We start from the raw sequence: 26,170 nt of genomic DNA on the forward strand, positions 1-26,170 counted from the left end.
GGGGCCTCTACCAGCCGCGCGCATCGTCTCCCGTCGGCCGCCGGCCCTGGGGCGTCAGGCGGTCGATCACCTGCGGCAGGGCCTGGGCCAGCTGCGACAGGAGATCGTCCCGCTGCAGGCCCGTCCGTTGCGCGAGGGTGTCGACCGTCTCCGGGCCGAGGGCGTCGGCGAGCTGACGAGGCTGGACCGGGCGGTTCTCGCCGTGGCCGATCCAGGATTCCATCATCTCGCCGAGGCCACCGCGCTGGAAGCGGTCGATGAGCCCGTCGAGACCGGTCTGTCCGTCGCCTGCCTCGTGGTCGAGGCGGGCATAGGGGCCGGCTCCGGGGGCGCGCTCGTCCCGTCCGCCGCCGCGGTCGCCCGGACCGTCGAGCATCCCGGCGAGGTCGCCGAAATCGCCGCCTTGATCGCCGCTTTGGCGGCCGCGCGGCTCGGAACCCGCATCCCGGTCGCGAGCCTCCCCGCGATCCTGTCCGAAGCCACCGAGATCGCCGTCGTCACCGGTGTGTTCGGGTTCCCGCCGGCCCTGGGGCTTGCGGTGCGCGCCGCCGCCCAGGAGGTCGCCGAGCCCGCCGGCGCCCTTGGACATGAGGAGCATCAGGAGTGCCTGGACGATGGGCGAGAGGTTGCTCATGCCACCGCCCGATCCACCCCCCTGAGCCCCGCCCTGTTCGTGGCGTCCGCCGCCCAGGACCTGTCCGAGAACGCCGCCGATAACCTGATCGAGGAGGCCCATGGTCGTTTTTCCTATTCCGCTCTGAGAAAAGTCTACCGCTGCCGGCTGCCACCCGTGGCGGCGCGCTCATGCGCGGGCAGATGGTCGAGGGGATTGGTCGTCTTGCCGCCCGATCCGACGACTGCGGTCGAATGATCGATGGCTGCGGGTGCGGAGACCTGACCCGTGGATCGCCCGGCGGCGCGCGCATCCCGCGACGGCAGGGTCGCGGGGGTCGGCTGGTCGTTGGGATTGGCCGCCGACTGGGCCAGTGCGGGCCTGCCGCCGAGGGGTGTCACGAGCATGCCGAAGGCGGCCGAGACGGCGAGGCCCGCGACGAACAGGCTCGTGGCGGCGGTCCCGGCGCGGGGGCGCAGCGCATGGCGCCGGCGGGCGGAGGTGGTGGTCATGATCAAGGCGGATTCCGGCGGGAGGGCGGGATCGGCACCGTGAGGCGCCACATGCCCAACCAAGCCCGAGCCGGGCCGGCTGGTTCCTCCAAGCCTTTCCCGCCAGCCTCCGCGTCAGCCCTTCTTGCGACCGCCCCCGCCCTTGTATTTCGGCTTCTGGCCGCCGAGTCCCTGCGTCGAGCGGGCTTTGGGCCGCTCGGCCCAGGCCGGCGCGGCGTGGCCGACGGGCAGTTCGCGGTCGGTGCCCGGCCCCATGTTGTCGAGGGTCGGCTTCGAGATGCGGCTCTGCTTCGCGCCGTAGCGCCCCGCCTCGCGCTCGACGTCGCCCTGGCGTGCCATGGGATCGTCGGAGACGAGGAGTTCCGTGGCCTGAAGGCGCTTGAGCTCGTCGCGCAGGCGCGCGGCCTCCTCGAAGTCGAGGTCGGCGGCGGCCGTGCGCATGCGCTTCTCGAGGTCGGCCATCACGGCCTTGAAATTGTGGCCGATGGTGGCGGCGTTCTTGGCGAGCCCCGTATCGACCTGGACATGGTCGCCCTCGAACACGCTCGAGAGGATGTCGGAGATGCCGCGCTTCACGCTTTGGGGCGTGATGCCGTGCTCGACGTTGTAGGCGAGCTGCTTCGTACGGCGGCGCTCGGTCTCGGCCATCGCCCGCTCCATCGAACCGGTGATGGTGTCGGCATAGAGGATGCAGCGGGCGTCCGCGTTGCGGGCCGCGCGTCCGATGGTCTGAACCAGGGATGTTTCGGAGCGCAGGAAGCCTTCCTTGTCGGCGTCGAGAATCGCCACCAGGGCACATTCCGGGATGTCGAGACCCTCTCGAAGGAGGTTGATCCCGATGAGGACGTCGAAGGCGCCCAGTCGCAAATCACGAATAATCTCGATGCGCTCCAGGGTGTCGATGTCCGAGTGCATGTAGCGCACGCGCACGGAGTTCTCGTGCAGGTACTCCGTCAGATCCTCGGCCATGCGCTTCGTCAACGTGGTCACCAGCGTCCGGTAGCCGGCCTGGGCGACCTCGCGGACTTCGCCCAACAGGTCGTCCACCTGGGAGCGGGCGGGCCGGATCTCGATGACCGGATCGACGAGGCCGGTGGGGCGGATGACCTGCTCGGCGAAGACGCCGCCGGTCTGCTCCATCTCCCACTTGGCCGGGGTCGCCGAGACGTGGATCGATTGCGGCCGCATGGCATCCCATTCCTCGAACCGGAGCGGGCGGTTGTCGAGGCAGGAGGGCAGGCGGAAGCCGTATTCGGCCAGCGTCGCCTTGCGGCGAAAGTCGCCCTTGTACATGCCGCCGATCTGCGGAACCGTGACGTGGCTCTCGTCGGTGAAGACGAGGGCGTTGTCGGGCAGGTATTCGAACAGGGTCGGCGGCGGCTCGCCGGGCTTTCGCCCCGTCAGGTAGCGCGAATAGTTCTCGATGCCGTTGCAGGCGCCGGTGGCCTCGATCATCTCGATGTCGAAGGTGCAGCGCTGCTCGATGCGCTGGGCCTCGATGAGGCGGCCCATCTTCGTCAGCTCGTCGACCCGTAGCTTCAGCTCGGTCTTGATGCCCTTCACGGCCTGCTGGAGGGTGGGGCGCGGCGTGACGTAGTGCGAGTTGGCGTAGACCTTCACGAACTTGAGGTCGTTGATCTTCTTGCCCGTGAGCGGATCGAACTCGGTGATCGACTCGACCTCGTCGCCGAACAGGCCGATGCGCCAGCCGCGATCGTCGAGGTGGGCGGGCCAGAGTTCGATGACGTCGCCGCGCACCCGGAAGGTGCCGCGGGCGAAATCCGACTGGATGCGCTTGTACTGGAGCGCCACGAGGTCGGCCACGAGCTGGCGCTGCTCGATCTTCTCGTTCAGCGACACCGTGAACGACATGGCGGTGTAGGTCTCCACCGAGCCGATGCCGTAGATGCACGAGACTGAGGCGACGAGGATCACGTCGTCGCGCTCCAGGAGGGCGCGGGTGGCTGCGTGGCGCATCCGGTCGATCTGCTCGTTGATCGAGGATTCCTTCTCGATGAAGGTGTCCGAGCGCGGCACGTAGGCCTCGGGCTGGTAGTAATCGTAGTACGAGACGAAATACTCCACCGCGTTGTCGGGGAAGAAGCTCTTGAACTCGCCGTAGAGCTGTGCCGCCAGGGTCTTGTTCGGCGCCAGGATCAGGGCCGGGCGCTGCGTCGCCTCGATAACCTTCGCCATGGTGAAGGTCTTGCCCGAGCCGGTGACGCCCAGAAGCACCTGATCGCGCTCGGCCTTCTTCACGCCGTCCACGAGTTCGGCGATGGCGCGGGGCTGGTCGCCCGCCGGCTCGAACTCGGACTGGAGGCGGAACGGCACGCCGCCCTCGGACTTCTTCGGCCGTTCCGGGCGGTGCGGAGCCCAGTTCTTGCCGTCCTTGAACAGGGGGTTGCCCTCGGTGAGGAGGCGCGACAGGGCGTCCACCGTGGCCGAGACGCCGTCGGTGGCGAGCGACGTGTCGCCGTCGTCCGCGTGACCTTCCGGGGCCGGCCCGTCCTCGGGTGGGGTCAGGCCCAGGGCCTGGGCGAGGCGCGGATCGACCTCCGCCGCGTCGCGGGTGGTAACACCATGGGTGAACGCTGTCTGCGGCGACTCGCCGAACCCCTTCGCGGGCGATGGCGCGGGTTTCGCCGCCGGCTTCTTCGGCCGCCCGGGCCGCGCCGGCGCGGGCGGCGCGATGGTCTCCACCACCGGCAGCCGGTTGCGGTTGAGCGCCGGGCTGAGCAGGGCGGCGAGATGCTCGTCGAGGGGCTGAAGCTCGGGCTTCGACGCCTTGGATGAGGATCCCGTGACGGTCGAGGAGCGCGGTTTTTTCGGGGCGGCCATGGATTAAGATATGGGTTCTTCGACGGGAGCCGGGAAGGGTGCTCGTCCCCGGTGGCGCGAATCCGCCGGGAGCGTCCATTGCCAGGAGCGTCCATTGCATGGGAGCGGACACGGCATGACCGACGATCCGACACCGGCCGCCATCGATCCGGGCACGCGCATCGGTCACGTCCACCTCAAGGTGGCGGAGATCGACCGGGCGCTCGCGTTCTATTGCGGGGTGCTCGGCTTCGCTTTGACGCAGCGTTTCGGCACCCAGGCGGCCTTCGTCTCGGCCGGCGGGTACCACCATCATATCGGGCTCAACACCTGGGAGAGCGCGGGAGGAAAGCCGCCCGCGCTGGGGACGACGGGCCTCTATCATCTCGCCATCCTGTATCCGACGCGCCGCGCCCTCGCCGACGCCCTCCATCGCCTCGACGTGGCCGGCATTTCCCTCGACGGCGCCAGCGATCATGGGGTGAGCGAGGCGCTCTACCTGCGCGATCCCGACGGCAACGGCGTCGAATTGTACTGGGATCGGCCGGAGGCGGAGTGGCCGCGGGACAATACGGGCAACCTTGCCATGATCACCCGGCGCCTCGACCTCGCCGCCCTACGCGCCGCCCGGTAGCGCAACACCCTGCGCCTCCGACATGGCTCGGGTGCTCGAACGGCTCGGCCCCGAAACCGTTGACGTCCGAGGGCCGTTCCGAGGCCCCGGAGTTTCAGGATCATGACGGGAACGGCCCTCATCGCCGGTGCCAGCGGTATCGTCGGCAACAACCTCGCGCGCCACCTCGTGGAGACGGGCTGGGACGTCCACGGCCTCGCCCGCCGGCCCGTGGACATCGCCGGGGTGACGCCCGTGGTTGCCGATCTCACCGACCCGGCGTCCTTGACGGCGGCCCTCGGTGCCGTCCGCCCGACGCACGTCTTCATCACCACGTGGATGCGGCAGGCGACGGAAGCGGAGAATTGCCGGGTCAACGGCGCCATGGTGCGCAATCTCCTCGACGCCCTCGACCACGCGCCCCTCGCCCACGTCGCCCTGGTGACGGGGTTGAAGCACTACCTCGGCCCGTTCGAGGCCTACGGCAAAGGCACCCTGCCCCAGACCCCGTTCCGTGAGGACCAGGACCGCCTGCCCGTCGAGAACTTTTATTACGTTCAAGAGGATGAAGTCTTCGCGGCGGTCGCGCGGCGCGGTTTCACCTGGAGCGTGCATCGCCCGCACACTATCGTCGGCTACGCGTTGGGCAACGCCATGAACATGGGCGTGACGCTGGCCTGCTACGCCAGCCTGTGCCGCGCGACCGGCCGGCCGTTCGTGTTCCCGGGTTCGCCCCAGCAATGGCACGGGCTCACCGACGTCACCGATGCGCGCCTGCTCGCCCGCCACCTCGCCTGGGCCTCCACCACAGAGGCCGCCGCCGACATGGCCTTCAACGTGGTCGACGGCGACGTCTTCCGCTGGTCGTGGATGTGGGGCCGCATCGCGGAGTGGTTCGGTGTCGAACCGGCGCCCTATTCGGGCGAGGCCATGCCCCTGGAGCAGCAGATGGCGGGGGCGGCCCCCCTTTGGCGCGAACTCGCCGCCAAACACAGCCTCGTCGAGCCCGATCTCGACCGCCTCGCGTCGGCCTGGCACACGGATGCGGATCTCGGTCGACCCATCGAGGTCGTCACCGATATGAGCCGCAGCCGCCGCCTCGGCTTCCTCGACTACCAGCCCAGCGACGACGCGTTCCGCGACCTGTTTTCGCGACTCAGGGCCGAGCGGGTGATTCCGTAGGGGCCCGACCCCGCTCCCGGCTGGACAGGCCGGGGGTCGAAACCCAGATCACGTCGGACACGAGACCGGACGGAACCCGATGCAGCCGCAAGACCCCGAAACACCCGAACGCCAAAAACCCGAGCTCGACGACGCGACCCTCGCCTTCGCCGGCAAGGTCTTCCAGTTCGCCCGCCTGGGGCATACGCAGGAGCTGGCGGAGCTGTTCGGCCAGGGCCTGCCGGCCAATCTCCGCAACGACAAGGGCGACAGCCTGCTCATGCTCGCCGCCTACAACGGTCAGGCCGAGACCGCCCGGGCGATCCTCGAACATGGCGGCGACCCGGAGCTCGCCAACGACCGGGGGCAGACGCCGCTGGCCGGCGCCGCCTTCAAGGGCGACCGCGCCATGGCCGAACTGCTCCTCGCGCACGGCGCCCTCGTGGACGGCACCGGCGACGGCACCCGCACGGCCCTGATGATTGCGGCGATGTTCGACCGCGTCGAGATCATCGACCTGCTGCTGGCCCATGGCGCCGATCCGGACCGGCGCGACGGGGCCGCCCTCACCGCCGCCGAGATGGCCCAGTCCATGGGGGCGGTCCAGGCGCCGGTCCGCCTCGCCCAGGCGCGGCGCCCGGACGCCTGACCATGGCCTGCATCGGGGGCGGTTCGGGTGTATGGAGCACGACAGGCCCCGGCCCGACCGGCTCTATGAGTGTTCCATGACCCGCACGCTCCAGAACCGACGCATCCTCCTCGTCATCGGCGGCGGCATCGCGGCCTACAAGGCCCTCGACCTCATCCGGCGCCTGCGCGAGCGCGGGGCACGGGTGCGTCCGCTCCTGACGAAAGGCGCGCAGGAATTCGTGACGCCGCTTGCCGCCGCGGCTTTGGCCGGCGAGCGCGCCCATACGGACCTGTTCGACCGGGCGGAAGAAGCCGATGTCGGCCATATCAAGCTCGCCCGCGACGCCGATGCCATCGTGGTGGCGCCCGCCACCGCGAGCCTCATGGCGCGGATGGCGACCGGCGCGGCCTCCGACCTCGCCGCCACGGTGCTGCTGGCCACCACCCTGCCGATCCTCATCGCCCCGGCCATGAACGTGCGGATGTGGCAGCACCCAGCGACGCGGCGAAACCTCGCGACCCTGACGGGCGACGGGGTGCACGTGATCGGCCCCAACGAGGGTGCCATGGCGGAGGCCGAGTTCGGCCCCGGCCGTCTTGCCGAACCCACCGAGATCGCCGACGCCGTGGAGGCGATGCTGGCCGGGATGGAGACCGCCTCCGGGTTGGGCTTCCTCGCCGGCCGAGCGCCGGCCGGGCCGCTCGCGGGGCGCCGCGTCCTCGTCACCTCCGGGCCGACCCACGAACCCCTCGATCCCGTGCGCTACCTCGCCAACCGCTCGTCGGGCCGCCAGGGCCACGCCATCGCGGCGGCGGCGGCGGCGGCGGGCGCCGACGTCACCCTGGTCTCCGGCCCGGTCTCGATCCCCGATCCGGCCGGGGTCCGGGTGGTCCACGTCGAGACCGCCCGCGCCATGCTGGCCGCTGTGGAGGAAGCCCTGCCGGCGGACATCGCCGTGTTCACCGCCGCCGTCGGCGATTGGCGCCCGGCCGCGGTGGGCGCGAGCAAGATCAAGAAGGACGGAAGCGAACCCGCGCCCCTGCGCCTCGTCGAGAACCCCGACATCCTCGCCACCATCGCGGGCCGGTCGAGCGGGCGCCCGACCCTCGTGGTGGGCTTTGCCGCCGAGACCGACGACGTGCTCGCCAACGCGCGGAAGAAGATCGCCCGCAAGGGCTGCGATCTGCTGGTGGCCAACGACGTCTCGGCCGCCGGGGGCGTGATGGGGGGACGGGACAACACCGTCCACCTCGTCGGACGCGACGGCTCCGTCGAGACCTGGCCGACCCTCGACAAGGACGAGGTCGGGCGCCGGCTCGTCGCGCGGTTCGCCGCGCTGTTGACGGCGTGATGCGGTGCGACAAAAACTGCGGAGCCTCCGGCCCGCCCCGCGCGTTAAGACTTGACTAACCCGTCTCTCGGCATCATTCCGGCGTCGCCTGCGACTCCGGCCCGTGCCGGTCGTGCGGCCCCATAGGACCTGACTGACCCAATGCCCAGCGACAGTAGTCGATGGACCGCGCCGCCTTCGGCCGTCCGCGTGCGTCAAGCCTGATCGTTGGATCGGGTTCGCCCGCGATCGGCCCCCGGTGGCCGGTCGAACGAGGTGAGCCCATGACCGTCTTGAAGCTTTCTGCCTTTCCGGCAGCGTTTCGCACGAACCTCCGTCCCGCGAGCGAATTCCGCCTGCGCGTCGCCCGACCCCGGCCGGCCCGCAAGTCGCCCCCAAAGGTTCCCCGGAAGAAAGCCCGCGATGCCAACGTCGCCCTGATCATGGCGGTGATGATGAGCCTTGTCTTCGCGCCCGTAATCGGCATGCACCTGTTCGCGACCTTCGGGCCGGCCGACCTCGGGACGCCGAAGCCCGCCGCCGAGGTCGTCTCGCGCTCCGTGCCCGCCCTGCCCCCGGGCTGACCCTCAGTCGCCCGTGGCGGCGGGGTCCATGTAGACGGCCTCCCAGACATGGCCGTCCGGGTCCTGGAAGCTGCAGGCGTACATGAAGCCGTGATCCATGAGCGGCTGCCACGGCCGGCCCCCGGCGGCCAAGGCCTGAGCCAGCATCGTGTCCACCGCCGCGCGGGACTCCACCGAGACGCAGGTCAGGACCTCGGTGGCGGCGTGAGCATCGCTGATCGGCCCGGTGATGAAATCCCGGAAGCGGCGCTCCGCCAGCAGCATGACGAAGATGTTCTCCGCCACGATCATACAGGCGGCTTCGTCGTTGGAGAAATTCGGGTTGAAGCTGAACCCGAGGGTGCCGAAGAAGGCCCGTGAGACCGTGAGGTCCTTCACGGGGAGGTTCACGAAGATCATCCGCATGTTTCGTCTCCCCGTGGATGAACCCTGTCAGGCCGGTGCCTGGGCCGCCTCGTGCCGGGCCGCCAGGGCGGCGTCCTCAGCCGCGACCTTGATGGCGGCGGGCCGCCCGTTGACCCGGTCGATATAGGCTCGGATCACCGGTTCCTCGGGGACGAGCTTGAAACTCGTGGTCCAACCGAGCGCCGTGCCCCACAGGACATCGGCGGCGGTGAAGCGCTCGCCGAGGAGATAGGGGCCTTTGGCGAGTGCCCCCAAAAGGGTCGCCATCACCGTGTCGAAATCGCCGTAGGCCGACATGGCGCGCGGGCCCGCCTCGCGCTGGAGCGCCCGGTCGATCACCGCCGGCTCGAAGCTCGACCCGTAATAGACCATCCAGCGCAGATACGGACCGCGCAGCGGGTCGTCGAGGGCCGGGGCGAGTCCCGTCCCGGGGAACAGGTCGGCGAGGTAGAGGTAGATCGCCGCCTGCTCGGTCACGAGGGCCTCGCCATGGGTCAGCGCCGGCACCTTTCCCATGGGGTTGATCGCGAGGTAGGCCGCCACGCGGTGCTCGCCCGCCTTCATGTTCAGCACGTTCAGGCGGTGCGGCGCCCCGAGTTCTTCGAGCAGGATGCGCACCCCCGTCGAGCGGGTGTTGGGCGAATGGTAGAGCGTGATCTCGGAAGCCAAGCGGGTGCCTTTCGCGAATCGTCCGCCGCAGGGTCTGCGCCGGACGCGCCAGCGTCAACCGCCCCGGATTCCGCTTCGCCGGGCATCGACGGCCTGGGCCAGGAGGCACAGGATCTCGAACGTCAGGGTGGCGCCCGCCAGCGCCGTGATGCCGGATGGGTCGAGCGGCGGGGCGACCTCGACCAGGTCGGCGCCGACGAGGTCGAGGCCCGCCAGGGCACGGACGAGGGAGAGGGCCTCCCGGCTCGTGAACCCTCCCATCTCCGGGGTGCCGGTGCCGGGAGCGTAGGCCGGATCGAGGGCGTCGATGTCGAAGCTGAGATAGGCCGGCCCCGCGCCGATCACGGCGTGAGCCTCGGCCGCGACGGCGGGCAGGCCCCGCGCCGCCACCGCGTCCATGGGGACGATCCGCACGCCCTGGGCCCGGGCCCAGTCGAGTTCGTCGGCGGCGTCGACGCTGCCGCGCAGCCCGATCTGGATCATCCGCTTCGGGTCGAGGACGCCGTCCTCGATGGCCCGGCGGAACGGCGTGCCGTGGGTGAGTCGGCTGCCGTCGTACTGGCCGTCGTCGGTGTCGCTGTGGGCGTCGATATGGACGAGGCCGAGCGGCCGGTCGCGGCCGAGCGCCCGCAGGACCGGGTAGGTCACGAAATGATCGCCGCCGACGGAGAGGGGCACGATCCCGGCGGCGGCGAGCGGCGCGTAGAAGGCTTCGATCCGCCCGGCGGTGGCGGCGACGTCGATGGGGTTGACGCGGACGTCCCCGAGATCGGCGCAGGCGGCGAGATCGTAGGGCGCGACGCCCGTACTGGCGTTCAGCGCCCGCGTGCCGGTGGAGGCCTCGCGCACGCCGCGCGGCCCGAGGCGCGCGCCCGGCCGGTTGGTCGTGGCCCCATCGAACGGGATGCCGACGAGGCCGATATCGATCCGACCCGGGGCCTCGGCGGGATCGAGGATGGGAAGGCGCATGAAGCTCGCGATCCCCGAGAAGCGCGGACTCTCCATGCCGGACGGCGGGCGATGGCGTGCGATCCGCGCCGCATCCGTTTCCTCCGGCATCGGCCTTCCTCCCTGCGTGCTCCGAACCGGATCATCGCGTGCGGGTGGGGTGCCGATCAAGCGAGGGAGATTGGCGAAGCTCGGCGACACGGCGATGACGCTCGCGTTGACGGATCGGCGGTGCGTGGCTATAGAGCGCGGATTGCCAACGGTCGCGGTCATCCCTGCCCGTCGGCTTCGCCATTGCCCGAACAACCTGCACGCGATCGTACGACACTCCGGCCCGCGGGCCCGTCGGGATCGCCTCAAACGTGATGAGGATGCCCCATGGCCAACACCGTGTCGGCCAAGAAAATGACCCGCAAGATCGCGAAGCGGACCGCTGTGAACCGCTCGCGCCGCAGCCGCATGCGCACCTTCGTCCGCAAGGTCGAAGAGGCCATTGCCGGCGGCGACCAGACCAGCGCGCTGACCGCCCTGCGGGAAGCCGAGCCCGAGATCATGCGGGCCGCCCAGCACGGCATTGTGCACAAGAACAACGCGTCCCGGAAGGTCTCGCGCCTCGCGGCTCGGGTCAAGGCGCTCGCCGCCTAAGCCTTCCTTCTTTAGGACCCATTGCGAAGAAAGCCCGGCAGCGATGCCGGGCTTTCTTCGTTTTCGGCTGTCCGCTTGCCGGCTCGATCCAGCGGGGCGTCTCCATCCTGGACGCGGTGGCGAGATCCGCAGCCCGGGTTTGTTAACGCTGATGGAAAATCTCGCGAGTTGAAGAGTCTTAACGCCAAGTGTAACTTAACGAACGCTTGAGAAGACGCGATAAAAGCCGTGCATCCCCGAGTCGAGAGCGAATCATGCACAAGGTCGGTCTCTTCGTTCGACTCGTCCTGCAAAACCCTCGTCCCGATACGTGCTTATTTCGCTATCCCCGTTAGTCCCGTTGTTAGGAGAACCGTAGCTTATTGTTGATAGGCTGGTTTCATCGGTAAAAGGCGCCCTGGGTCCATTGACTCCGGCGCGAAGATCTGGGCTCCGCGAATGGCTCGCGGGGCGCGACGTCAGTCAAGTGTGCGTACGTACCGATGGCGGCTCTCCGTCCTCGGCGCGAGGAGAGCGATGATGCATGTCGACGGTAGCGTGTCCGGCAACGCCGAGACGGGCATGAGCGGCGTGAGCGGCACCGATCCGGTGGCCGCCTGGGCTCGGGTGAAGCGCCGCTTGCGGGCGGAACTGGGAGAGGACGTGTTCGCGAGCTGGTTCGCTCGCCTCGAATTGCTGGAGGTCTCCGGCGCGACGGCGCGCCTCACGGTGCCCACCCGCTTCCTCAAGAGCTGGATCGAGTCGCACTACATCGACCGCGTCCTGAACACCTTCCGCAGCGAGGTCGAGGAGGTCTCCCGCATCGACGTGTCGGTGCGCGGTCCCGCCGCCGCCCGTCCGGCCGCCACCGCGAGCGCGGCCCAGAAGCCCGCCATGGCGCCGAGCCCCCTCGCCCGCCTCCAGGCCGCCGGCTCCGGGATGCAGGCGCCGAGCGACTCCGAGTCCGACGTCCCCGTCTCGGCCCGCGCCGAGGGCGGCTCCGGCGATCTCAACGGCGCGCCGCTCGACAACCGCCTCACCTTCACGAGCTTCGTCGTCGGTCGCTCAAACGCCCTCGCTCACGCGGCCGGCGAGCGTGTCGCCCGCCACGACGGCCAGGGCGCGCTCTACAACCCGCTGTACCTCCATGCGGGCGTGGGTCTGGGCAAGACCCACCTGCTGCACGCCATCGGCCATGCCGCCCGCGATTCCGGCCGCCGGGTGATCTACCTCACCGCCGACCGCTTCATGTACGGGTTCGTCAACGCCCTGAAGACCCAGAACGCGCTCGCCTTCAAGGAGCGCCTGCGTGCCATCGACCTCCTCATCCTCGACGACGTGCAGTTCATCCAGGGCAAGTCTATCCAGGCCGAGTTCGGACACACCATCAACGCCCTGATCGACGCCGGCCGCCAGGTCGTGGTCGCTTCCGACCGTCCCCCGACGGAGCTCGAAGCCCTTGAAGAGCGCGTCCGCTCGCGCCTGGCCGGCGGCCTCGTGGTGGAGATCGGCACTCTGGACGAGCAGCTGCGCACCTCGATCCTGTCGGCGCGTCTCGCGGCGGTGCAGGTCTCGCATCCGAGCTTCGAGGTCTCGCCCACGGTGGCGACCTACGTCGCCCGGGCGATCACCGCCAACGGCCGCGATCTCGAAGGCGCTGTGAACCGGCTCCTGGCCCACGCCACCCTCACGGGGGCGGCCGTGACCATGGAGACCGCCGAGGCCGCGATCCGGGATCTGGTGAAGAACCGCGAGCCCAAGCGCATCAAGATCGAGGACATCCAGAAGCTGGTGGCCTCGCGCTACAACGTCTCGCGCTCCGACATCCTGTCCGAGCGGCGCACGGCCGCCGTGGTCAAGCCGCGCCAGATCGCCATGTACCTCTCGAAGGTGCTGACCTTGCGCTCGCTGCCCGAGATCGGCCGGCGCTTCGGCGGCCGCGACCACACCACGGTGCTGCACGCGGTGCGCAAGATCGACAAGCTCATCGGCGAGGACAACGTGCTGAACGACGAGGTCGAGCTCCTGAAGCGCATGCTGCAGGATTGAGGCGCGTCCGGCGGTGGAGCCTCTCGGCTCCGCCGCCGATCGAGTTCGGGATAGCCGGCCTCTCGCACTTGCGTTCGCCGATGGGCTTCGCCAAGTTCATCGGCCACGGTGCCATTCCACGTTAACACCACGTTACCTTGCCACGCGGAATGCCGAGGCGCGACGCCGCGCCGGCTCAAGCGACGTCCACCTTCAGACCACGAGTTTTGTCGATGAGAGTCACTGTCGAGCGCGCGGCCCTCCTTCGTTCGCTCGGCCACGTGCACCGCGTGGTCGAGCGCCGCAACACCATTCCGATCCTGTCCAACGTGCTCCTGCGCGCCGGACCGTCAGGCCTGGAGCTGCGCGCCACCGATCTCGACATCGAGGTCACGGAGACGATTCCCGCCGATGTGGCGGATGCCGGCGCCACCACCGTGCCGGCGCACGTCATCTACGACATCGTCCGCAAGTTGCCCGACGGCGCCCAGGTCTCCCTGGAGACGAGCGGCGAGACCGGTCAGATGACCATCCGCTCAGGCCGCTCGCGGTTCTCGCTGGGCGCCCTGCCGGAGGGCGATTTCCCCGATCTCGCGGCCGGCGAGCTTCCGAACCGGTTCACCCTGGCGGCGGCCGACCTCAAGCGCCTCATCGAGAAGACCCAGTTCGCCATCTCCACGGAGGAGACGCGCTACTACCTCAACGGCATCTACCTCCACACCATCGAGTCCGAGGGCTCCTTGAAGATGCGCGCCGTGGCGACCGACGGCCACCGCCTCGCCCGCGTCGAGATCGAGGCGCCCGACGGCAGCCGCGACATGCCGGGCATCATCGTGCCCCGCAAGGCCGTGGCCGAGATCATCAAGCTCGTGGAGGATGGCGGCGAGGGCGTCGAGATCGACCTGTCCTCGGCCAAGATCCGCTTCAAGTTCGCCAGCGGCGTGGTGCTGATCTCCAAACTCATCGACGGCACCTTCCCGGATTACCAGCGGGTGATCCCCTCCGGGAACGACAAGTTCCTCACCGTCCAGCGCGACCAGTTCGCCCGCGCCGTGGACCGCGTCTCGACCATCTCGTCCGAGCGCGGCCGCGCGGTGAAGCTCGCCGTGCAGGAGGGGCGCCTCGCACTCTCCGTCAACAATCCGGATTCCGGCAGCGCCACGGAGGAACTCGACGTCGATTACGACGCCGCCGCCCTCGATATCGGCTTCAACGCCCGTTACCTCCTCGACATCACCGGCCAGCTCGAGGGCGACACCGCCCTGTTCAAGCTCGCCGACCCGGGCTCGCCGACCCTGATCCAGGACCGCGAGGGCGCGCCCGCGCTCTACGTGCTGATGCCGATGCGGGTGTGATCGCGACCGTCTCTTCCAATCCCATCGAGACTGTGCGTGAGGGTACATCAGCGGGTCGGGGCCTTCGCCTCACCCGCCTGATCTGTCGCGACTTCCGCAACCACGCCGACCTCGATCTCGCCGTGGGCCGTCGGTTTGTCGCGCTGGTGGGCGAGAACGGCGCCGGCAAGACCAACCTGCTGGAGGCCGTGTCCCTGTTCTCGCCGGGTCGGGGCCTGCGCCGCGCCGACCTCGCCGGCATGGCCCGGACCGGGGGACCGGGCGGCTTCGCCGTGTCGATGACCCTGGCGGCGGGCGAGGGCGAGCACCGGGTCGGCACCGGCTACGAGCCGCCGGGCTTCGACGGGCGTGCGTCGCGCCTGTGCCGCATCGACGGAGCCACCGCCTCCTCCCCCGTCGCGTTCTGCGAATTCCTGCGCGTGGTCTGGCTCACCCCCGACCTCGACGGCCTGTTCCGGGGGCCGGCCGGCGACCGTCGCCGCTTTCTCGACCGGCTGGTGCTCGCGGTCGACGCCACCCACGGCGCCCGGGTCAATGCCCTGGAGCGGGCATTGCGGTCCCGCAACCGCCTCCTGGAGGAGCGTCCCAACGACGGGCAATGGCTGGATGCCATCGAGCGCGAGGTGGCCGAACTCGGCGTCGCCGTGGCGCTGGCCCGCCGCGAGACCACGGAGCGCCTCGACCGCCTCATCGCCGAGGGGCGCGACGACGCGCAGCCCTTCCCCTGGGCGGCCCTGCGGCTGGAGGGCGACCTCGACGACCTCGTCGCCGTCTGGCCGGCACTCGAGGCCGAGGACCGCTTCCGCATGGCCTTGCGCCAGGGCCGTGCTCGCGACCGCGCCGCCGGGCGCACCCTCAGCGGGCCGCAGACCAGCGATCTCGTGGTGCGCCACGGCCCCAAGGACGTGCCGGCCGCCACTGCCTCCACGGGAGAGCAGAAGGCCCTGCTCATCGGACTCGTCCTCGCCCATGCCCGCCTCGTCCAGGTCATGTGCGGGATCGCCCCCCTCGTCCTCCTCGACGAAGTCGCTGCCCACCTCGACCCGCGCCGCCGCGCCGGCCTGTTCGACGCCCTGGAAGCCCTGTCGGGTCAGGTCTGGATGACCGGAGCCGACCCGGCCCTGTTCGCGGAGCTGGACGGCCGCGCCGATCTGGTGAGGATCGTCGACGGGCGCGTCGCCGCGCCCTGAATCGCCGGTGGGCCATGTCGATCGCGAATCTCATCCTGTTTGCCGGCATCTACGCCGTCGCGGTGGCCTCCCCGGGGCCCGGCATCGCCGCCCTGGTGGCGCGGGTGCTGGCGCGCGGGACGGGCGGCATCGGGGCCTTCATCGCCGGCTTCGTCGTGGGCGATCTCGTCTGGTTCGGCGTGGCGGCGGCCGGTCTGGCCCTCCTCGCACGGTCCCTCGCCGTCGCGTTTGTCGTCCTGAAGTACGCCGGTGCCGCCTACCTCGCGGTTCTCGCCTGGAAAGCCTGGACCGCGCCCGTGGAGCCCGTCGAGACCGCACGCGTGGCCGCGGACGGCCGGATACGCCTGTTCCTCGGCGGCCTCGTTCTCACCCTCGGCAACCCGAAGGTGATCCTGTTCTTCCTCGCGCTCCTGCCGGGTGTGGTTGACCTCGATCACCTGACCCCCCTCGGCTTCGCCGGGATCGGCGCCACGATCGTCGTCGTCCTGAGTACCGTCCTGGCGGCCTATGCCGCGGCTGCGGCCCGCGCCCGGCGGGTCTTCACCTCGGTTCGCGCGCGGCGGGCGATCAATCGCGGCGCCGGGACGGTGATGGCGGGCGCGGCGGTCGCCGTCGCCACGCGGTGAACCTCACGCGAGGGCGGACGGAATGTCGGTCCGGGAAAAATCGGTGCCGATGAACAGGAGCGGCACATCATGCGCGCGGGCGCAGGCATAAGCGAAGCAGTCGCCCATGTTGAGCTGTGCCGGGTGGCCGCGGCCCTTGCCGTAGCGTGCATAGGCGGCCAGGGCGCCGTGCGCCTCGTCGTCGGTCATGGGCACCACTCGGATGCGCGCCTGCTCCAGCAGGCCGCGCACCTCCGTTTCGGCTGCATCGACCGACAGGCCCTTCTTGCGGCAGATGGCGCTCGCGGCTTCGAAGATGGCGAGTGCCGAGGTGATGGGCCGGCTGGCCGCTTCGAGGCAGCCGAAAAGGGCGACATCTTCCTCCTCTCCGGCCAGGATCGCGACCATCGCGGACGCATCGACGAACATCACGGCTCCCCGTTGAGGTCGTCGAAGAAAGCCTTGTCCGCCTCCAAGCCCGTGTCGGGATGGCGGGCGATCCGTGCCCGTGCCGGCCGCAGGCGTTCCAGGAGCGACGGCGTCCGCTCCAGGCGCTCGACCTCGCGCACCAGCGCGGTGCGCACCGCCTCGGTCTTGCTGACCTTGGCCAAGGCCGCCACCTTCTCCGCGAGGCGATTCACCTCCTCGCTTCGGATGTTGAGAGGCATTAGGATCGTTCCCGTGTAGACAATCGAAGCGTAGTGCCTACACGGCGGCCATTCAAGCCGACCCCCGAAATCACCACCCCAAGGTTTGCGATGACCAGCCGTCTCGACGAGGCCCGCGCCGCGTTGAAAACGACCTTCGGCTACGACGATTTCCGCCCCGGCCAGGACGAGGTCATCGGCGCGGTGCTCGACGGGACCGACGTGTTCGCCGTGATGCCCACGGGCTCGGGCAAGTCGATGACCTACCAGCTGCCCGCCCTGGTGGAATCGTCCCTCACCGTGGTGGTCTCGCCCCTCATCGCCCTGATGCACGATCAGGTTCAGCAGATGCTCGGCTTCGGTGTCGCGGCCGCGACCCTCAACTCCTCCGTGCCCGAGGCGACCTCGCGCGAGACCTGGCGCCGGATCCGCTCCGGGGATCTGCGCCTGCTCTTCGTCTCGCCCGAGCGGCTGATGATGGAGGGATTGATGGACGCCCTGCGCGGGGCCGGGGTCCGACGTCTCGCTGTGGACGAGGCCCACTGCGTCTCGCAATGGGGCCACGATTTCCGGCCCGAGTATCGCGACCTGTCCCGCGCCCGCGAAGCGCTCGGCAACGTCCAGACCGTGGCGCTGACCGCCACCGCCGACAAGGCGACGCGGGCCGACATCACCGAGCGGCTGTTTCCGGCGGGCCGCGAACTCAAGGCCTTCGTTCATTCCTTCGACCGGCCGAACATCCGCCTGACCTTCGTGCCGAAGGACAATCCCACCCGGCAGATCGAGCGCTTCCTCAAGCACCGGCGCTCGGAGAGCGGGATCATCTACTGCTCCTCGCGCAAGCGTACGGAGCAGCTCGCCGAGAGCCTCGCCAAGGACGGCTTCAACGCCCTGCCCTATCACGCCGGCCTCGACCAGGGCACGCGGATGAAGAACCAGGACACGTTCCTGCAGGAGGACGGGGTGGTGATGACCGCGACCGTCGCCTTCGGCATGGGCATCAACAAGCCCGACGTGCGCTTCGTCTGCCATGCCGACATGCCGTCCAACGTCGAGGGCTACTACCAGGAGATCGGCCGCGCCGGCCGCGACGGCCTGCCCGCCGACACGCTCACCATCTACGGCCTCGACGACATGTCCCTGCGGCGGCGCCAGATCGACGAGAAGGAGGTGCCGGACGAGCGCCGCCGCGTCGAGCGGCGCAAGCTCGAGGCGATGATCGCGCTCTGCGAGGGCGCCACCTGCCGCCGCCAATCCCTGCTCGGCTATTTCGGCGAGGCGAGCGAGCCCTGCGGGCGCTGCGACCTGTGCCGCTCCGGCGTCTCGCTCGTCGACGCCACGGTGCCGGCACAGAAGCTGCTCTCGGCCATCGTCCGCACCGGCCAGCGCTTCGGCGCGGCCTATGTCTGCGACGTGGTCCACGGCAAGGAATCCGACCCGATCCGCCGCAACGGCCACGCCGCCCTCAAGACCTTCGGCGTCGGCGCCGACAAGCCCGTCGCCGCTTGGCGCGCCATGCTGCGCCAGCTCTTCGCCGCCGGCGCCGTCTCCGAGAACGGCGACGGCTTCGGCGGGTTGTCACTCACCGACAAGGGCGAGGCGATCCTGTTCGGTCGCGAGACCATCCAGATGCGGCCCGACCCCGAGCCGAAGGTGGCCGAGCCGCGAGACCGCAAGCGGGCGGCCTCCCGCGACGACGCCAGCCTCGACCTCGATCCCGCCACCGAGGCCCTGTTCCAGCACCTGCGCGGCCTGCGCGCCACCATCGCCCGAGCCGAGGGCATCGCCGCCTTCATGGTGTTTCCCGACCGCACCCTCATCGAGATGGCCCGCTCGAAACCCGTCGATCTCTACGCCCTGCGCACGGTCCACGGCGTCGGCGAGCGCAAGCGCGAGGCCTATGGCGCACGCTTCGTCGAGGCCATCGCCGAGTTCCTGTCGCACGCGCCGGCCGGATCGGCGTGATGCGGTTTGGCACTCGTCGGACGGGATGCGCATCGTGTAGGGACGAGCGCTGTCGCCCATCGCGCCCGGCGCGAATCATTTAATCCACGCATGACCGGACGGATCGACCCATCCCTCAGGACGCCCCTTCAGCCGAGACACGGTCGCGCGAGACCTTCCTGCGCCAAGTCTTCTACATGCCGGGCTTCGACCCGCGCGCGCCCGAGACCTACTGGGGTCTGTTCCGTCGCGAGAGCCGCCTGACCGCCACCCGGCGCGCCATGGCGATCACCGTGAGCGATCCCGACCGCTCGCCCGACGGCTTGCGCCTCGACTGGCGCGTGGAGGCGGACGGGGCGCAGACCCGCTACACCCTCCTGCGCTGGGACGACATCGTCGCGGCCCGGTTCCCCCGTGGGAACGCGCGCCGCCTTCTCGCCGTGCCGGCCCTGTGGTGGCGGCTCTGGCGTTCGGGCTACCTTCGGCGATTCCGCCGCGAGGCAAGGCGCTTCGCCCGGGTGATCGTCGGCGTCCACCTCATCTACCTCGCGCTGGTGGCCCTCAGCCTCGCCGCCGCCCTCGGTCTGACCGCCCTGTTGCCCATCGCGTCCGGGCACTGGACCAGCCTCGCCGTGCCGGTCCTCGCCTACGCGATCCTGACCGGGCTCATGGCGGCGACGCGCGGAAAACCGTTCTACGTCGCCCACCTCGTCGACGACACCGCCTTCACCCACGACCACGCCGGCGGGACCGACGCGCGGATGCAGGCCCGCCTCGACGCCTTCGCCGACCTCATCCGGGCGGCGGACGGACGAGCGGACGAGATCGTGGTGATCGGCCATTCCTCGTCGAGCTTCCTCGGGATCGAGGCCCTCGACCGGGTGCTCGCCCGCGATCCCGAATTCGGACGGCGCGGCACCCCGGTCTCGTTCGTCAGCATCGGCAGCGTGATCCCGTGGATCACCCTCGATCCCCGGGCCGTCGCCGTGCGCGCGTCCCTGGCCCGCGTCGCGGCCTGCGACGCCATCGGCTGGCTCGATGTCCGCGCCAAGTGGGACTGGCTCTCCATCCACAAGCGCAATCCCCTGAGCGCGTCGCGGGTCCCGGCGCCGGCGGCGCACCGGCCGGTGGAGATCCATGTCCGGATCGAGGATCTCATCGAGAAGCGCATCCTCAAGCGGCGCAAGTGGAACCTGTTCCGCATGCACTTCCAGCTGCTCATGTCGAGCCGCGACCCGCACGCCTTCGACTACGTCGCCTTCGTCGCCGGGCCCGAGCCGGTCCACGCCGCCATCCGGCGCTGGCGCGACGGCGCGGAACATCCCAAGGCCCGCGTGACGGAGGAATCCGCCGTTCCGTAGCCCGCGCGGAACGGTCCGGGCGCGATCGCGTGTTGCCAGGGCGCGCCCTAACCCTCTAGAGCCGTCACGACCGAGACGGCCATACGGGATCGTGTCGAGAGGGGCCGCATGTTCCGCAACGATGTTCCGATCACCCCCGAACTGGTGCGCCAGCACGGCCTGACGCCCGACGAGTACGACCGCTTTCGCGGCCTCATCGGGCGCGACCCGACGCTGACCGAGCTCGGCATCGTCTCGGCCATGTGGAACGAGCACTGCTCGTACAAGTCCTCGCGAAAACACCTGCGCGGGTTGCCGACGAAGGCGCCGTGGGTGATCCAGGGCCCGGGCGAGAACGCCGGCGTCATCGACATCGGCGATGGGCTCGCCTGCGTCTTCAAGATGGAGAGCCACAACCACCCGAGCTTCATCGAGCCCTACCAGGGCGCGACCACGGGCGTCGGCGGCATCCTTCGCGACGTGTTCACCATGGGGGCGCGACCCATCGCGGCGCTCAATGCGCTCCGCTTCGGCTCGCCCGACCACCCCCGCACCCGCCACCTCGTCTCGGGCGTGGTCGCGGGCATCGGCGGCTACGGCAATTCCTTCGGCGTGCCGACGGTCGGCGGCCTCATGGGCTTCCACTCGCGCTACGACGGCAACATCCTCGTCAACGCCATGGCGGTGGGTCTGGCGAAAACCGACGCGATCTTCTACGCGGCGGCCACCGGCGTCGGAAATCCCATCGTCTATCTCGGCTCGAAGACCGGCCGCGACGGCATCCACGGCGCCACCATGGCGTCGGCCGAGTTCGACGACGCCTCGGAATCGAAGCGCCCCACGGTGCAGGTCGGCGACCCGTTCGCGGAAAAACTCCTGCTGGAGGCCTGCCTCGAGCTCATGGCGTCGGGTGCCGTCATCGCCATCCAGGACATGGGTGCGGCGGGCCTCACCTGCTCGGCCGTCGAGATGGGCGCCAAGGGCGATCTCGGCGTCGAACTCCACATCGAGAAGGTCCCGGCCCGCGAGGCCGGCATGACCGCCTACGAGATGATGCTGTCGGAGAGCCAGGAGCGGATGCTCATGGTCCTCAAGCCCGGCATGGAGGCGGAGGCCGAGGCCATCTTCGTGAAGTGGGGCCTCGATTTCGCGGTCATCGGCCACACCACCGACACGCTGCGCTTCGTGGTCAAGCACGACGGCGTCGTGATGGCCGACCTGCCGATCAAGGAGCTCGGCGACGAGGCGCCCCTCTACGACCGACCGCACGTCGCCAACACCCATCAGCCGGTGATCCTGGCGTCCGACGTGCCCGAGACGGTCGGCGGCGCCGAGGCGCTGAAGCGCCTCATCGGCTCGCCGGACCTGTCTTCGAAGCGCTGGGTCTACGAGCAGTACGACCACTTCATCGGCGGCAACACCGTCCAGAAGCCCGGCGGGGATGCCGCCATCGTGCGCGTCGAGGACGGCCCCAAGGGCCTCGCCATGACCGCCGACGTGACGCCGCGCTACTGCGAGGCCGATCCCGTCGAGGGCGGCCGGCAGGCCGTGGCGGAAGCCTGGCGCAACATCACGGCGGTGGGCGCGACCCCGCTCGCCATCACCGACAACCTCAATTTCGGCAACCCCGAGAAGCCGGAGGTGATGGGCCAGCTCGTCGGCTGTCTCAAGGGCATCGGCGAGGCCTGCCTGGCGCTCGACTTCCCCGTCGTCTCCGGCAACGTCTCGCTCTACAACGAGACCAACGGCGTGGGCATCCTGCCGACCCCGACCATCGGCGGCGTCGGCGTGCTCGCCGACGTGACGCGGCATGCCACGATCGACCTCAAGCGCGCGGGCGACCTGCTGGTGCTGGTGGGCGACACCGGCGGCTGGCTCGGCCAGTCCGTCTACCTCGCCGTCATCGCCGGCCGCGAGGAGGGCGCGCCGCCGCCCGTGGACCTCGCCGCCGAGCGCCGCAACGGCGATTTCGTGCGCGGCCTCATCGTCTCCGGTCAGGTCGATACCGTGCACGATCTCTCGGATGGCGGCCTCGCCGTGGCGCTCGCCGAGATGGCCATGGCCGGCGGGATCGGCGCGGCGCTCCCCGAAGTACCGGCCGGCATGGCGACGCATGCCTACCTCTTCGGCGAGGATCAGGCCCGCTATCTCCTCGCCGTCGATGCCGAGACCGCGCCGGATCTCCTCTACAGCGCCTCGGCGCAGGGCATCGACGCCCTCGTGGTCGGCGTGACGGGGGGCGACACCCTGACCCTGCCCGGCGGCCTGACCATCGCCCTCGCCGAACTGCGCGAAGCCCACGAGGGTTGGCTGCCGGCCTACATGGCGAGCCAGCCTGCCGGCGTGCCGGCCTGACCCGAACACTCATCAGGAGATCATCCCATGCCCATGGACGCGCGCGAGATCGAGGCGATGATCCGGGAGGCCCTGCCCGACGCCCGGATCGAGATCAAGGATCTGGCCGGCGACGGCGACCACTACGCCGCCACCGTCCTGTCCGCCGCCTTCAAGGGCAAGACCCGGGTGGCCCAGCACCAGATGGTCTACGGCGCGCTCCAGGGGCGCATGGGGGGCGTGCTCCACGCCCTTGCGCTCACCACGGGCGTCCCCCAGGATTAGAGCGTCCTTCGGAGACGAAGGATCTCACGGGCGGACCGCATGGACCAGCCGAGCCTCTACGACGACGACATCGTGACGTGGGCCGAGCAGCAAGCCTCGACCCTTCGCGAACTCGCGCGCCGGCCGGACCTGTCGAACATCCTCGATTGGGAGAACGTCGCCGGGGAGATCGAAAGCGTGGGGCGTTCGCAGATCGGCGCCGTGGAGAGCCTGCTGGCGCAGACCCTGGCGCACTTGCTCAAGCGCTTGTCCGCACCGGATACTCTGTCCGTCGAGCATTGGCGCAAGGAAGCCGGAACGTTCCAGGTCGCCGCGTTCACCCGCTACGAGCGGTCGATGCGCCAGCGCCTGGACTGGGATAAGATCTGGTCCGTGGCCCAGTCACACGCGAAATTGGGCCTGACCGCTTATGGGGACACCCTTCTGCCCCACCTGCCGGCACGATGCCCTCTCGGACCGGACGACCTTCTCGTCACGCCCTTCGATCTGGATGCCGCCCTCCGTGCCATCGCGGACTCGACGGCCTTGAAATCGACGAATCAATCCTGACCTCAACGGTGACGCACACCGTTCCTGACAACGCGAGGATTCCCATGACCGACGCCAACACCGCCATCAAGACCGAGATCGAGTCCCAGGACGTGGTCGTGTTCATGAAGGGCACGCCGCAATTTCCCATGTGCGGCTTCTCGGGCCAGGTCGTGCAGATCCTCAACTACCTCGAAGTGCCGTTCAAGGGCGTGAACGTCCTCGACGACATGGCGATCCGCGACGGCATCAAGGCCTTTTCGAACTGGCCGACGATCCCGCAGATCTACGTGAAGGGCGAGTTCGTCGGCGGCTGCGACATCACCCGCGAGATGTTCCAGTCGGGCGAGCTGCAGCAGTTCCTGTCCGAGAAGGGCATCCCGGTGAAGGCCGCGGCCCCGGCCGCCTGAGACGGCTGACCGATTCGTGAACGGAAGAGGGCGCCGCGGGCGCCCTTTTTCATGTCGCGCAACGGGTGGCCGCCTCGGCCGTTGGTGGGACAGCACCACGGTGCCGGAGCGGTTCCGATGCACGATGCGATCATCGTCGGTGGCGGTCCCGCCGGCCTCAATGCCGCGCTCATCCTCGGGCGCTGCCGCCGCTCGGTCCTCCTCGTCGACGCCGGTGACCCCCGCAACGCCGCGACGCCCCGGACCTGGGGCCTGTTCACCCGCGACGGCACCGCGCCCGCCGACCTGCGGGCGCAGGCCCGGGCCGACCTCGACCGCTATCCGACGGTGGAATGCCGTACCGCCGAGGCGACGCGGGCCAGCCGCGAGGGCGATGCCTTCGCGGTCGTCCTCGCCGACGGCCGGACCGAACGGGCGCGCCGGCTGATCCTCGCCACGGGGTTGCGCCAAGACCTTCCCGACGTCGAGGGGTTCGACACCTACTGGGGACGCGGCGTTCACACCTGTCCGTATTGCGACGGCTACGAGCATTGCGACCAGTCCCTCGTCGCCTACGGCCACGGCCATGCCGGGGCGGCCTTGGCCCTCGAACTCACCGTCTGGAGCCGCGACGTCACCCTCTGCACCGACGACCGGGCCGACACCCTGTCGGCGCCCGACCGCGCCCGCCTCGCCCGCAACGGGATCGCGGTCGCGGACGGCGCCGTGGCCCGCCTGACGGGGGATGGGACCCGGGCCGCGCGCCTGGTTTTCGCGGACGGGACGGGCCGACCTTGCAGGGCGGTCTTCCTCACGCCCGGGGGATGCCACCCGTCGCCCCTCATCGCGCAGCTCGGCTGCGACCTGTCGCCCAAGGGTATCGTGCCGACGGGCGAGTACGAAGCCACCAACGTGCCCGGCCTCTACGTCGCCGGCGATGCCTCGCGGCGGGTCCAGTTCGCCGTGGTCGCAGCGGCCGAAGGGGCAATGGCGGCCTTCGCGATCAACACCGAGCTCCTGAAGGCCGATATCGCCCGGCTCTGAGGAAAAGCCGGGGCGCGAATCATCCGGACCGAATCGGGCGACTTTTGGGCATAATGGAGGCGCGGCCACCCGGACGGCGTGCAATCGCTGGACGGCGGTGGAGCGCGTTCTTCAAGGAATCGATGTATTCACGTGCGCCGCCACACGGGAAAGATCGGTGAAAATACGCAAACGTAAATTAATCATCAATTATGGCGTGCGTTCGGAACTTTTTGGCGTTATCCCCGCTTTCTGCCAATGACCGGGTCGCGGCTCCCCATGGAGTCCTCAACGGCGCCGGGTCGGTGAACGCCATGCCAGTGTTCGAAGCCAAGAATCTCGACGCCGAGTTCGAGGGCCACGCCTTCCTCGCCGCCATCCTGCATCCGTCGCAGGAGGCCAAATCCCGTGCCCTGACGCATGGCCGCAACCGGGCCGTCCGCGCTTCGATGATGGCCGATCCGATGACCATCGAGCCGCATTTTCCCATGCGCCCGAACGAGGTGGAGATCGAGGCCCAGGCGACCTGAGCCCGGCCGGGAATCTCGTTGGTCCTTTTACGTCCGCCCGCCTTCCGATCCGCCGCGTCGGTGATCTGACCGGTCTCCAGCCGTCTTTCCGCCAACGGAAGGCGGCTTTTGACGTGCGCCGGACCCGCCGACCGATTCGCGGAGGCCTACCAGGTTTGGGCGGTGATGACGCCCTGCCGGGTCACGACGGCCCAGGCCCTGCCCCGGCGCTCGATGGTCTCGATGCGGCCGACGCCCGGTACGGTGTCGCCGATCCCGACCTCGACGAGGCGGCGCTTGCGGTCCTCCAGCACGGCGATCCCGTCATAGACCTCGCGAACGGCCCAGTTGTCGGTGGCGGGTGGCTTCGGCGCGGCGTGGGCCTTGTCCGCGATCGCCCCGGTCTCCGTCGGCTCCGGCACTGCCTTGGCGGCGACGGGGGCCGGCGCGGGAATGGCGGCGCGCTTTTCGATCTGCGCCGTCAGGGCCGCGAGGCGCCCGGCGTGATCCTTCTCGCTCTGCTCGAGGCGCTCGCTCAGTGTCGCGAACTTGGCGGCGAGGGCCTGCTCCGACCGGCCGACACGATCCATCACGGCGGTGCCCCGCGTGCGGACCTCACCGCGCACTGCGTCCGCGCTGTCCTGCACCTGCGCCAGGCCCTTGCCGAGCTGGGCCAGGGCCGTGGCGATCCGGTCCGTCTCGGCCTGGGCGGTGCCGAGCTGATGCTGGAGCTGCGCGATGGCGGTGGCGGCCCGGTCCTCGCCCGTGGCACCGAGGCGCATCGCGCCGGCGCCGAGGATGCCACCGACCAGGAGAGCCGCTCCGGCGAGGCCGGCGAGGCGCGGGTCGATGCGGCGCATCCACGGTGTGGGAGCGGCCACGGCCGCGGGCGCGACGGCAGGCTTCGGGACTGCCTTGGCGGCCGGTTTGGCCCCCGTCACTGCCTGCTTCAGCAGCGCTTCCGGCGAGGTGTCCGACGCCGTTCCGACCGTGCCCGTCATGACCGATGCTTCCCGAATGATCAGGAAGCATTGGTTAAGCATGCTTGTTTACCAAAGCGTTACCGGGGCGGGCGGCCGCTGA

The 26,170-nt window shown here is 69.8% G+C and carries 27 protein-coding genes; 18 read left to right on the forward strand and 9 right to left on the reverse strand.

Going from position 1 to position 26,170, the window contains the following annotated elements; genetic code table 11:
- Nucleotides 1-7: 7 nt before the first annotated feature.
- The 3 genes from MKK49_RS12665 to uvrB all read right to left on the reverse strand — a co-directional run bounded on the left by MKK49_RS12665 (nt 8) and on the right by uvrB (nt 3,966).
- Nucleotides 8-736 carry a YidB family protein gene (locus tag MKK49_RS12665; protein WP_244028899.1) on the reverse strand — a complete coding sequence of 243 codons (729 nt, stop codon included), beginning with the start codon at nt 734-736 and terminating at the stop codon, nt 8-10.
- Between the two features lie 32 nt (nt 737-768).
- Nucleotides 769-1,125 carry a hypothetical protein gene (locus MKK49_RS12670; RefSeq protein WP_409565068.1) on the reverse strand — a complete coding sequence of 119 codons (357 nt, stop codon included), beginning with the start codon at nt 1,123-1,125 and terminating at the stop codon, nt 769-771.
- A gap of 114 nt (nt 1,126-1,239) precedes the next feature.
- Nucleotides 1,240-3,966, reverse strand: coding sequence for an excinuclease ABC subunit UvrB (gene uvrB, locus MKK49_RS12675; protein ID WP_244028901.1), 2,727 nt, complete (start codon nt 3,964-3,966; stop codon nt 1,240-1,242).
- A 115-nt stretch (nt 3,967-4,081) separates the two neighbouring features.
- On the opposite strand from uvrB, the gene MKK49_RS12680 reads away from it, so the two are divergent.
- The 5 genes from MKK49_RS12680 to MKK49_RS12700 all read left to right on the forward strand — a co-directional run bounded on the left by MKK49_RS12680 (nt 4,082) and on the right by MKK49_RS12700 (nt 8,264).
- The gene (locus MKK49_RS12680; RefSeq protein WP_244028903.1) at nt 4,082-4,579 is read left to right on the forward strand and encodes a VOC family protein; all 498 of its coding nucleotides are present in this window, start codon (nt 4,082-4,084) and stop codon (nt 4,577-4,579) included.
- 102 nt (nt 4,580-4,681) lie between these two features.
- The gene (locus tag MKK49_RS12685) at nt 4,682-5,740 is read left to right on the forward strand and encodes an SDR family oxidoreductase (RefSeq protein ID WP_244028905.1); all 1,059 of its coding nucleotides are present in this window, start codon (nt 4,682-4,684) and stop codon (nt 5,738-5,740) included.
- A 79-nt stretch (nt 5,741-5,819) separates the two neighbouring features.
- Nucleotides 5,820-6,368, forward strand: a complete 549-nt coding sequence (locus MKK49_RS12690) for an ankyrin repeat domain-containing protein (RefSeq protein WP_244028906.1) — start codon at nt 5,820-5,822, stop codon at nt 6,366-6,368.
- A 76-nt stretch (nt 6,369-6,444) separates the two neighbouring features.
- The gene (gene coaBC, locus MKK49_RS12695; RefSeq protein WP_244028908.1) at nt 6,445-7,701 is read left to right on the forward strand and encodes a bifunctional phosphopantothenoylcysteine decarboxylase/phosphopantothenate--cysteine ligase CoaBC; all 1,257 of its coding nucleotides are present in this window, start codon (nt 6,445-6,447) and stop codon (nt 7,699-7,701) included.
- Between the two features lie 263 nt (nt 7,702-7,964).
- Nucleotides 7,965-8,264, forward strand: a complete 300-nt coding sequence (locus MKK49_RS12700) for a hypothetical protein (protein ID WP_244028910.1) — start codon at nt 7,965-7,967, stop codon at nt 8,262-8,264.
- A 3-nt stretch (nt 8,265-8,267) separates the two neighbouring features.
- Here MKK49_RS12700 and MKK49_RS12705 read toward each other — a convergent pair whose 3' ends face one another.
- The 3 genes from MKK49_RS12705 to speB are packed head-to-tail and all read right to left on the reverse strand — an operon-like array spanning nt 8,268 to nt 10,397.
- The gene (locus tag MKK49_RS12705; RefSeq protein WP_244028912.1) at nt 8,268-8,669 is read right to left on the reverse strand and encodes a VOC family protein; all 402 of its coding nucleotides are present in this window, start codon (nt 8,667-8,669) and stop codon (nt 8,268-8,270) included.
- A 27-nt stretch (nt 8,670-8,696) separates the two neighbouring features.
- Entirely contained in the window at nt 8,697-9,338 is a 642-nt protein-coding gene (locus tag MKK49_RS12710) for a glutathione S-transferase family protein (RefSeq protein ID WP_244028914.1), read from the reverse strand.
- A gap of 54 nt (nt 9,339-9,392) precedes the next feature.
- A complete protein-coding gene (gene speB / locus MKK49_RS12715) occupies nt 9,393-10,397 on the reverse strand; it encodes an agmatinase (protein WP_244028916.1) in 1,005 nt (334 codons plus the stop codon).
- 267 nt (nt 10,398-10,664) lie between these two features.
- On the opposite strand from speB, the gene rpsT reads away from it, so the two are divergent.
- From rpsT to MKK49_RS12740, 5 genes are all read left to right on the forward strand, one after another.
- Nucleotides 10,665-10,931: a 30S ribosomal protein S20 gene (gene rpsT, locus MKK49_RS12720; protein WP_056095665.1), complete on the forward strand. Its 267-nt coding sequence runs from the start codon at nt 10,665-10,667 to the stop codon at nt 10,929-10,931.
- Between the two features lie 519 nt (nt 10,932-11,450).
- Entirely contained in the window at nt 11,451-12,959 is a 1,509-nt protein-coding gene (gene dnaA, locus MKK49_RS12725) for a chromosomal replication initiator protein DnaA (protein WP_244028997.1), read from the forward strand.
- Nucleotides 12,960-13,171: 212 nt separating this feature from the next.
- Nucleotides 13,172-14,293, forward strand: a complete 1,122-nt coding sequence (dnaN, locus tag MKK49_RS12730) for a DNA polymerase III subunit beta (protein ID WP_147710393.1) — start codon at nt 13,172-13,174, stop codon at nt 14,291-14,293.
- Nucleotides 14,293-15,483, forward strand: a complete 1,191-nt coding sequence (recF, locus tag MKK49_RS12735; RefSeq protein WP_409565069.1) for a DNA replication/repair protein RecF — start codon at nt 14,293-14,295, stop codon at nt 15,481-15,483. Before dnaN ends, recF begins: the two co-directional genes overlap by 1 nt.
- A 14-nt stretch (nt 15,484-15,497) precedes the next feature.
- Entirely contained in the window at nt 15,498-16,109 is a 612-nt protein-coding gene (locus MKK49_RS12740) for a LysE family translocator (protein ID WP_244028918.1), read from the forward strand.
- A gap of 3 nt (nt 16,110-16,112) precedes the next feature.
- Here MKK49_RS12740 and MKK49_RS12745 read toward each other — a convergent pair whose 3' ends face one another.
- Both MKK49_RS12745 and MKK49_RS12750 read right to left on the reverse strand, forming a co-directional pair.
- Nucleotides 16,113-16,517, reverse strand: coding sequence for a type II toxin-antitoxin system VapC family toxin (locus tag MKK49_RS12745; RefSeq protein ID WP_244028920.1), 405 nt, complete (start codon nt 16,515-16,517; stop codon nt 16,113-16,115).
- Nucleotides 16,517-16,756, reverse strand: a complete 240-nt coding sequence (locus MKK49_RS12750; protein ID WP_244028922.1) for a type II toxin-antitoxin system VapB family antitoxin — start codon at nt 16,754-16,756, stop codon at nt 16,517-16,519. Before MKK49_RS12750 ends, MKK49_RS12745 begins: the two co-directional genes overlap by 1 nt.
- A 90-nt stretch (nt 16,757-16,846) precedes the next feature.
- Between MKK49_RS12750 and recQ the strand changes: the two genes are divergently transcribed.
- The 8 genes from recQ (at nt 16,847) to MKK49_RS12790 (ending at nt 25,108) form a co-directional block, all read left to right on the forward strand.
- Entirely contained in the window at nt 16,847-18,700 is a 1,854-nt protein-coding gene (recQ, locus tag MKK49_RS12755; RefSeq protein ID WP_244028924.1) for a DNA helicase RecQ, read from the forward strand.
- A gap of 158 nt (nt 18,701-18,858) precedes the next feature.
- Nucleotides 18,859-20,040 (forward strand): hydrolase, encoded by a 1,182-nt coding sequence (locus MKK49_RS12760; protein ID WP_244029000.1) that lies wholly within the window; start codon nt 18,859-18,861, stop codon nt 20,038-20,040.
- A 108-nt stretch (nt 20,041-20,148) separates the two neighbouring features.
- Complete coding sequence (gene purL / locus MKK49_RS12765) at nt 20,149-22,374, forward strand: phosphoribosylformylglycinamidine synthase subunit PurL (protein ID WP_244028926.1); 2,226 nt, start codon at nt 20,149-20,151, stop codon at nt 22,372-22,374.
- 27 nt (nt 22,375-22,401) lie between these two features.
- The gene (locus tag MKK49_RS12770; RefSeq protein WP_056095688.1) at nt 22,402-22,638 is read left to right on the forward strand and encodes a BolA family protein; all 237 of its coding nucleotides are present in this window, start codon (nt 22,402-22,404) and stop codon (nt 22,636-22,638) included.
- Nucleotides 22,639-22,677: 39 nt separating this feature from the next.
- Nucleotides 22,678-23,187: a DUF29 domain-containing protein gene (locus tag MKK49_RS12775; protein ID WP_244028928.1), complete on the forward strand. Its 510-nt coding sequence runs from the start codon at nt 22,678-22,680 to the stop codon at nt 23,185-23,187.
- 44 nt (nt 23,188-23,231) lie between these two features.
- The gene (gene grxD, locus MKK49_RS12780) at nt 23,232-23,576 is read left to right on the forward strand and encodes a Grx4 family monothiol glutaredoxin (RefSeq protein ID WP_244028930.1); all 345 of its coding nucleotides are present in this window, start codon (nt 23,232-23,234) and stop codon (nt 23,574-23,576) included.
- 117 nt (nt 23,577-23,693) lie between these two features.
- Nucleotides 23,694-24,599, forward strand: a complete 906-nt coding sequence (locus MKK49_RS12785; RefSeq protein WP_244028932.1) for an NAD(P)/FAD-dependent oxidoreductase — start codon at nt 23,694-23,696, stop codon at nt 24,597-24,599.
- A gap of 293 nt (nt 24,600-24,892) precedes the next feature.
- Nucleotides 24,893-25,108, forward strand: a complete 216-nt coding sequence (locus MKK49_RS12790; RefSeq protein ID WP_244028934.1) for a hypothetical protein — start codon at nt 24,893-24,895, stop codon at nt 25,106-25,108.
- Nucleotides 25,109-25,254: 146 nt separating this feature from the next.
- Here the strand turns inward: MKK49_RS12790 and MKK49_RS12795 are convergent, their stop codons facing one another.
- Complete coding sequence (locus MKK49_RS12795) at nt 25,255-26,088, reverse strand: hypothetical protein (RefSeq protein WP_244028936.1); 834 nt, start codon at nt 26,086-26,088, stop codon at nt 25,255-25,257.
- Between the last annotated feature and the right edge of the window lie 82 nt (nt 26,089-26,170).

The sequence above is a fragment of the Methylobacterium sp. J-090 genome, from assembly GCF_022829345.1.
GTDB lineage: Bacteria > Pseudomonadota > Alphaproteobacteria > Rhizobiales > Beijerinckiaceae > Methylobacterium.

What these genes read in the sequence shown, in the direction of transcription:
- MKK49_RS12665 (WP_244028899.1), bottom strand. Translation starts at nt 736, where the DNA reads ATGGGCCTCCTCGATCAGGTTATCGGCGGCGTTCTCGGACAGGTCCTG.
- MKK49_RS12670 (WP_409565068.1), bottom strand. Translation starts at nt 1,125, where the DNA reads ATGACCACCACCTCCGCCCGCCGGCGCCATGCGCTGCGCCCCCGCGCC.
- uvrB (WP_244028901.1), bottom strand. Translation starts at nt 3,966, where the DNA reads ATGGCCGCCCCGAAAAAACCGCGCTCCTCGACCGTCACGGGATCCTCA.
- MKK49_RS12680 (WP_244028903.1), top strand. Translation starts at nt 4,082, where the DNA reads ATGACCGACGATCCGACACCGGCCGCCATCGATCCGGGCACGCGCATC.
- MKK49_RS12685 (WP_244028905.1), top strand. Translation starts at nt 4,682, where the DNA reads ATGACGGGAACGGCCCTCATCGCCGGTGCCAGCGGTATCGTCGGCAAC.
- MKK49_RS12690 (WP_244028906.1), top strand. Translation starts at nt 5,820, where the DNA reads ATGCAGCCGCAAGACCCCGAAACACCCGAACGCCAAAAACCCGAGCTC.
- coaBC (WP_244028908.1), top strand. Translation starts at nt 6,445, where the DNA reads ATGACCCGCACGCTCCAGAACCGACGCATCCTCCTCGTCATCGGCGGC.
- MKK49_RS12700 (WP_244028910.1), top strand. Translation starts at nt 7,965, where the DNA reads ATGACCGTCTTGAAGCTTTCTGCCTTTCCGGCAGCGTTTCGCACGAAC.
- MKK49_RS12705 (WP_244028912.1), bottom strand. Translation starts at nt 8,669, where the DNA reads ATGCGGATGATCTTCGTGAACCTCCCCGTGAAGGACCTCACGGTCTCA.
- speB (WP_244028916.1), bottom strand. Translation starts at nt 10,397, where the DNA reads ATGCCGGAGGAAACGGATGCGGCGCGGATCGCACGCCATCGCCCGCCG.
- rpsT (WP_056095665.1), top strand. Translation starts at nt 10,665, where the DNA reads ATGGCCAACACCGTGTCGGCCAAGAAAATGACCCGCAAGATCGCGAAG.
- dnaA (WP_244028997.1), top strand. Translation starts at nt 11,451, where the DNA reads ATGCATGTCGACGGTAGCGTGTCCGGCAACGCCGAGACGGGCATGAGC.
- dnaN (WP_147710393.1), top strand. Translation starts at nt 13,172, where the DNA reads ATGAGAGTCACTGTCGAGCGCGCGGCCCTCCTTCGTTCGCTCGGCCAC.
- MKK49_RS12740 (WP_244028918.1), top strand. Translation starts at nt 15,498, where the DNA reads ATGTCGATCGCGAATCTCATCCTGTTTGCCGGCATCTACGCCGTCGCG.
- MKK49_RS12745 (WP_244028920.1), bottom strand. Translation starts at nt 16,517, where the DNA reads ATGTTCGTCGATGCGTCCGCGATGGTCGCGATCCTGGCCGGAGAGGAG.
- MKK49_RS12750 (WP_244028922.1), bottom strand. Translation starts at nt 16,756, where the DNA reads ATGCCTCTCAACATCCGAAGCGAGGAGGTGAATCGCCTCGCGGAGAAG.
- recQ (WP_244028924.1), top strand. Translation starts at nt 16,847, where the DNA reads ATGACCAGCCGTCTCGACGAGGCCCGCGCCGCGTTGAAAACGACCTTC.
- purL (WP_244028926.1), top strand. Translation starts at nt 20,149, where the DNA reads ATGTTCCGCAACGATGTTCCGATCACCCCCGAACTGGTGCGCCAGCAC.
- MKK49_RS12770 (WP_056095688.1), top strand. Translation starts at nt 22,402, where the DNA reads ATGCCCATGGACGCGCGCGAGATCGAGGCGATGATCCGGGAGGCCCTG.
- MKK49_RS12775 (WP_244028928.1), top strand. Translation starts at nt 22,678, where the DNA reads ATGGACCAGCCGAGCCTCTACGACGACGACATCGTGACGTGGGCCGAG.
- grxD (WP_244028930.1), top strand. Translation starts at nt 23,232, where the DNA reads ATGACCGACGCCAACACCGCCATCAAGACCGAGATCGAGTCCCAGGAC.
- MKK49_RS12785 (WP_244028932.1), top strand. Translation starts at nt 23,694, where the DNA reads ATGCACGATGCGATCATCGTCGGTGGCGGTCCCGCCGGCCTCAATGCC.
- MKK49_RS12790 (WP_244028934.1), top strand. Translation starts at nt 24,893, where the DNA reads ATGCCAGTGTTCGAAGCCAAGAATCTCGACGCCGAGTTCGAGGGCCAC.
- MKK49_RS12795 (WP_244028936.1), bottom strand. Translation starts at nt 26,088, where the DNA reads ATGACGGGCACGGTCGGAACGGCGTCGGACACCTCGCCGGAAGCGCTG.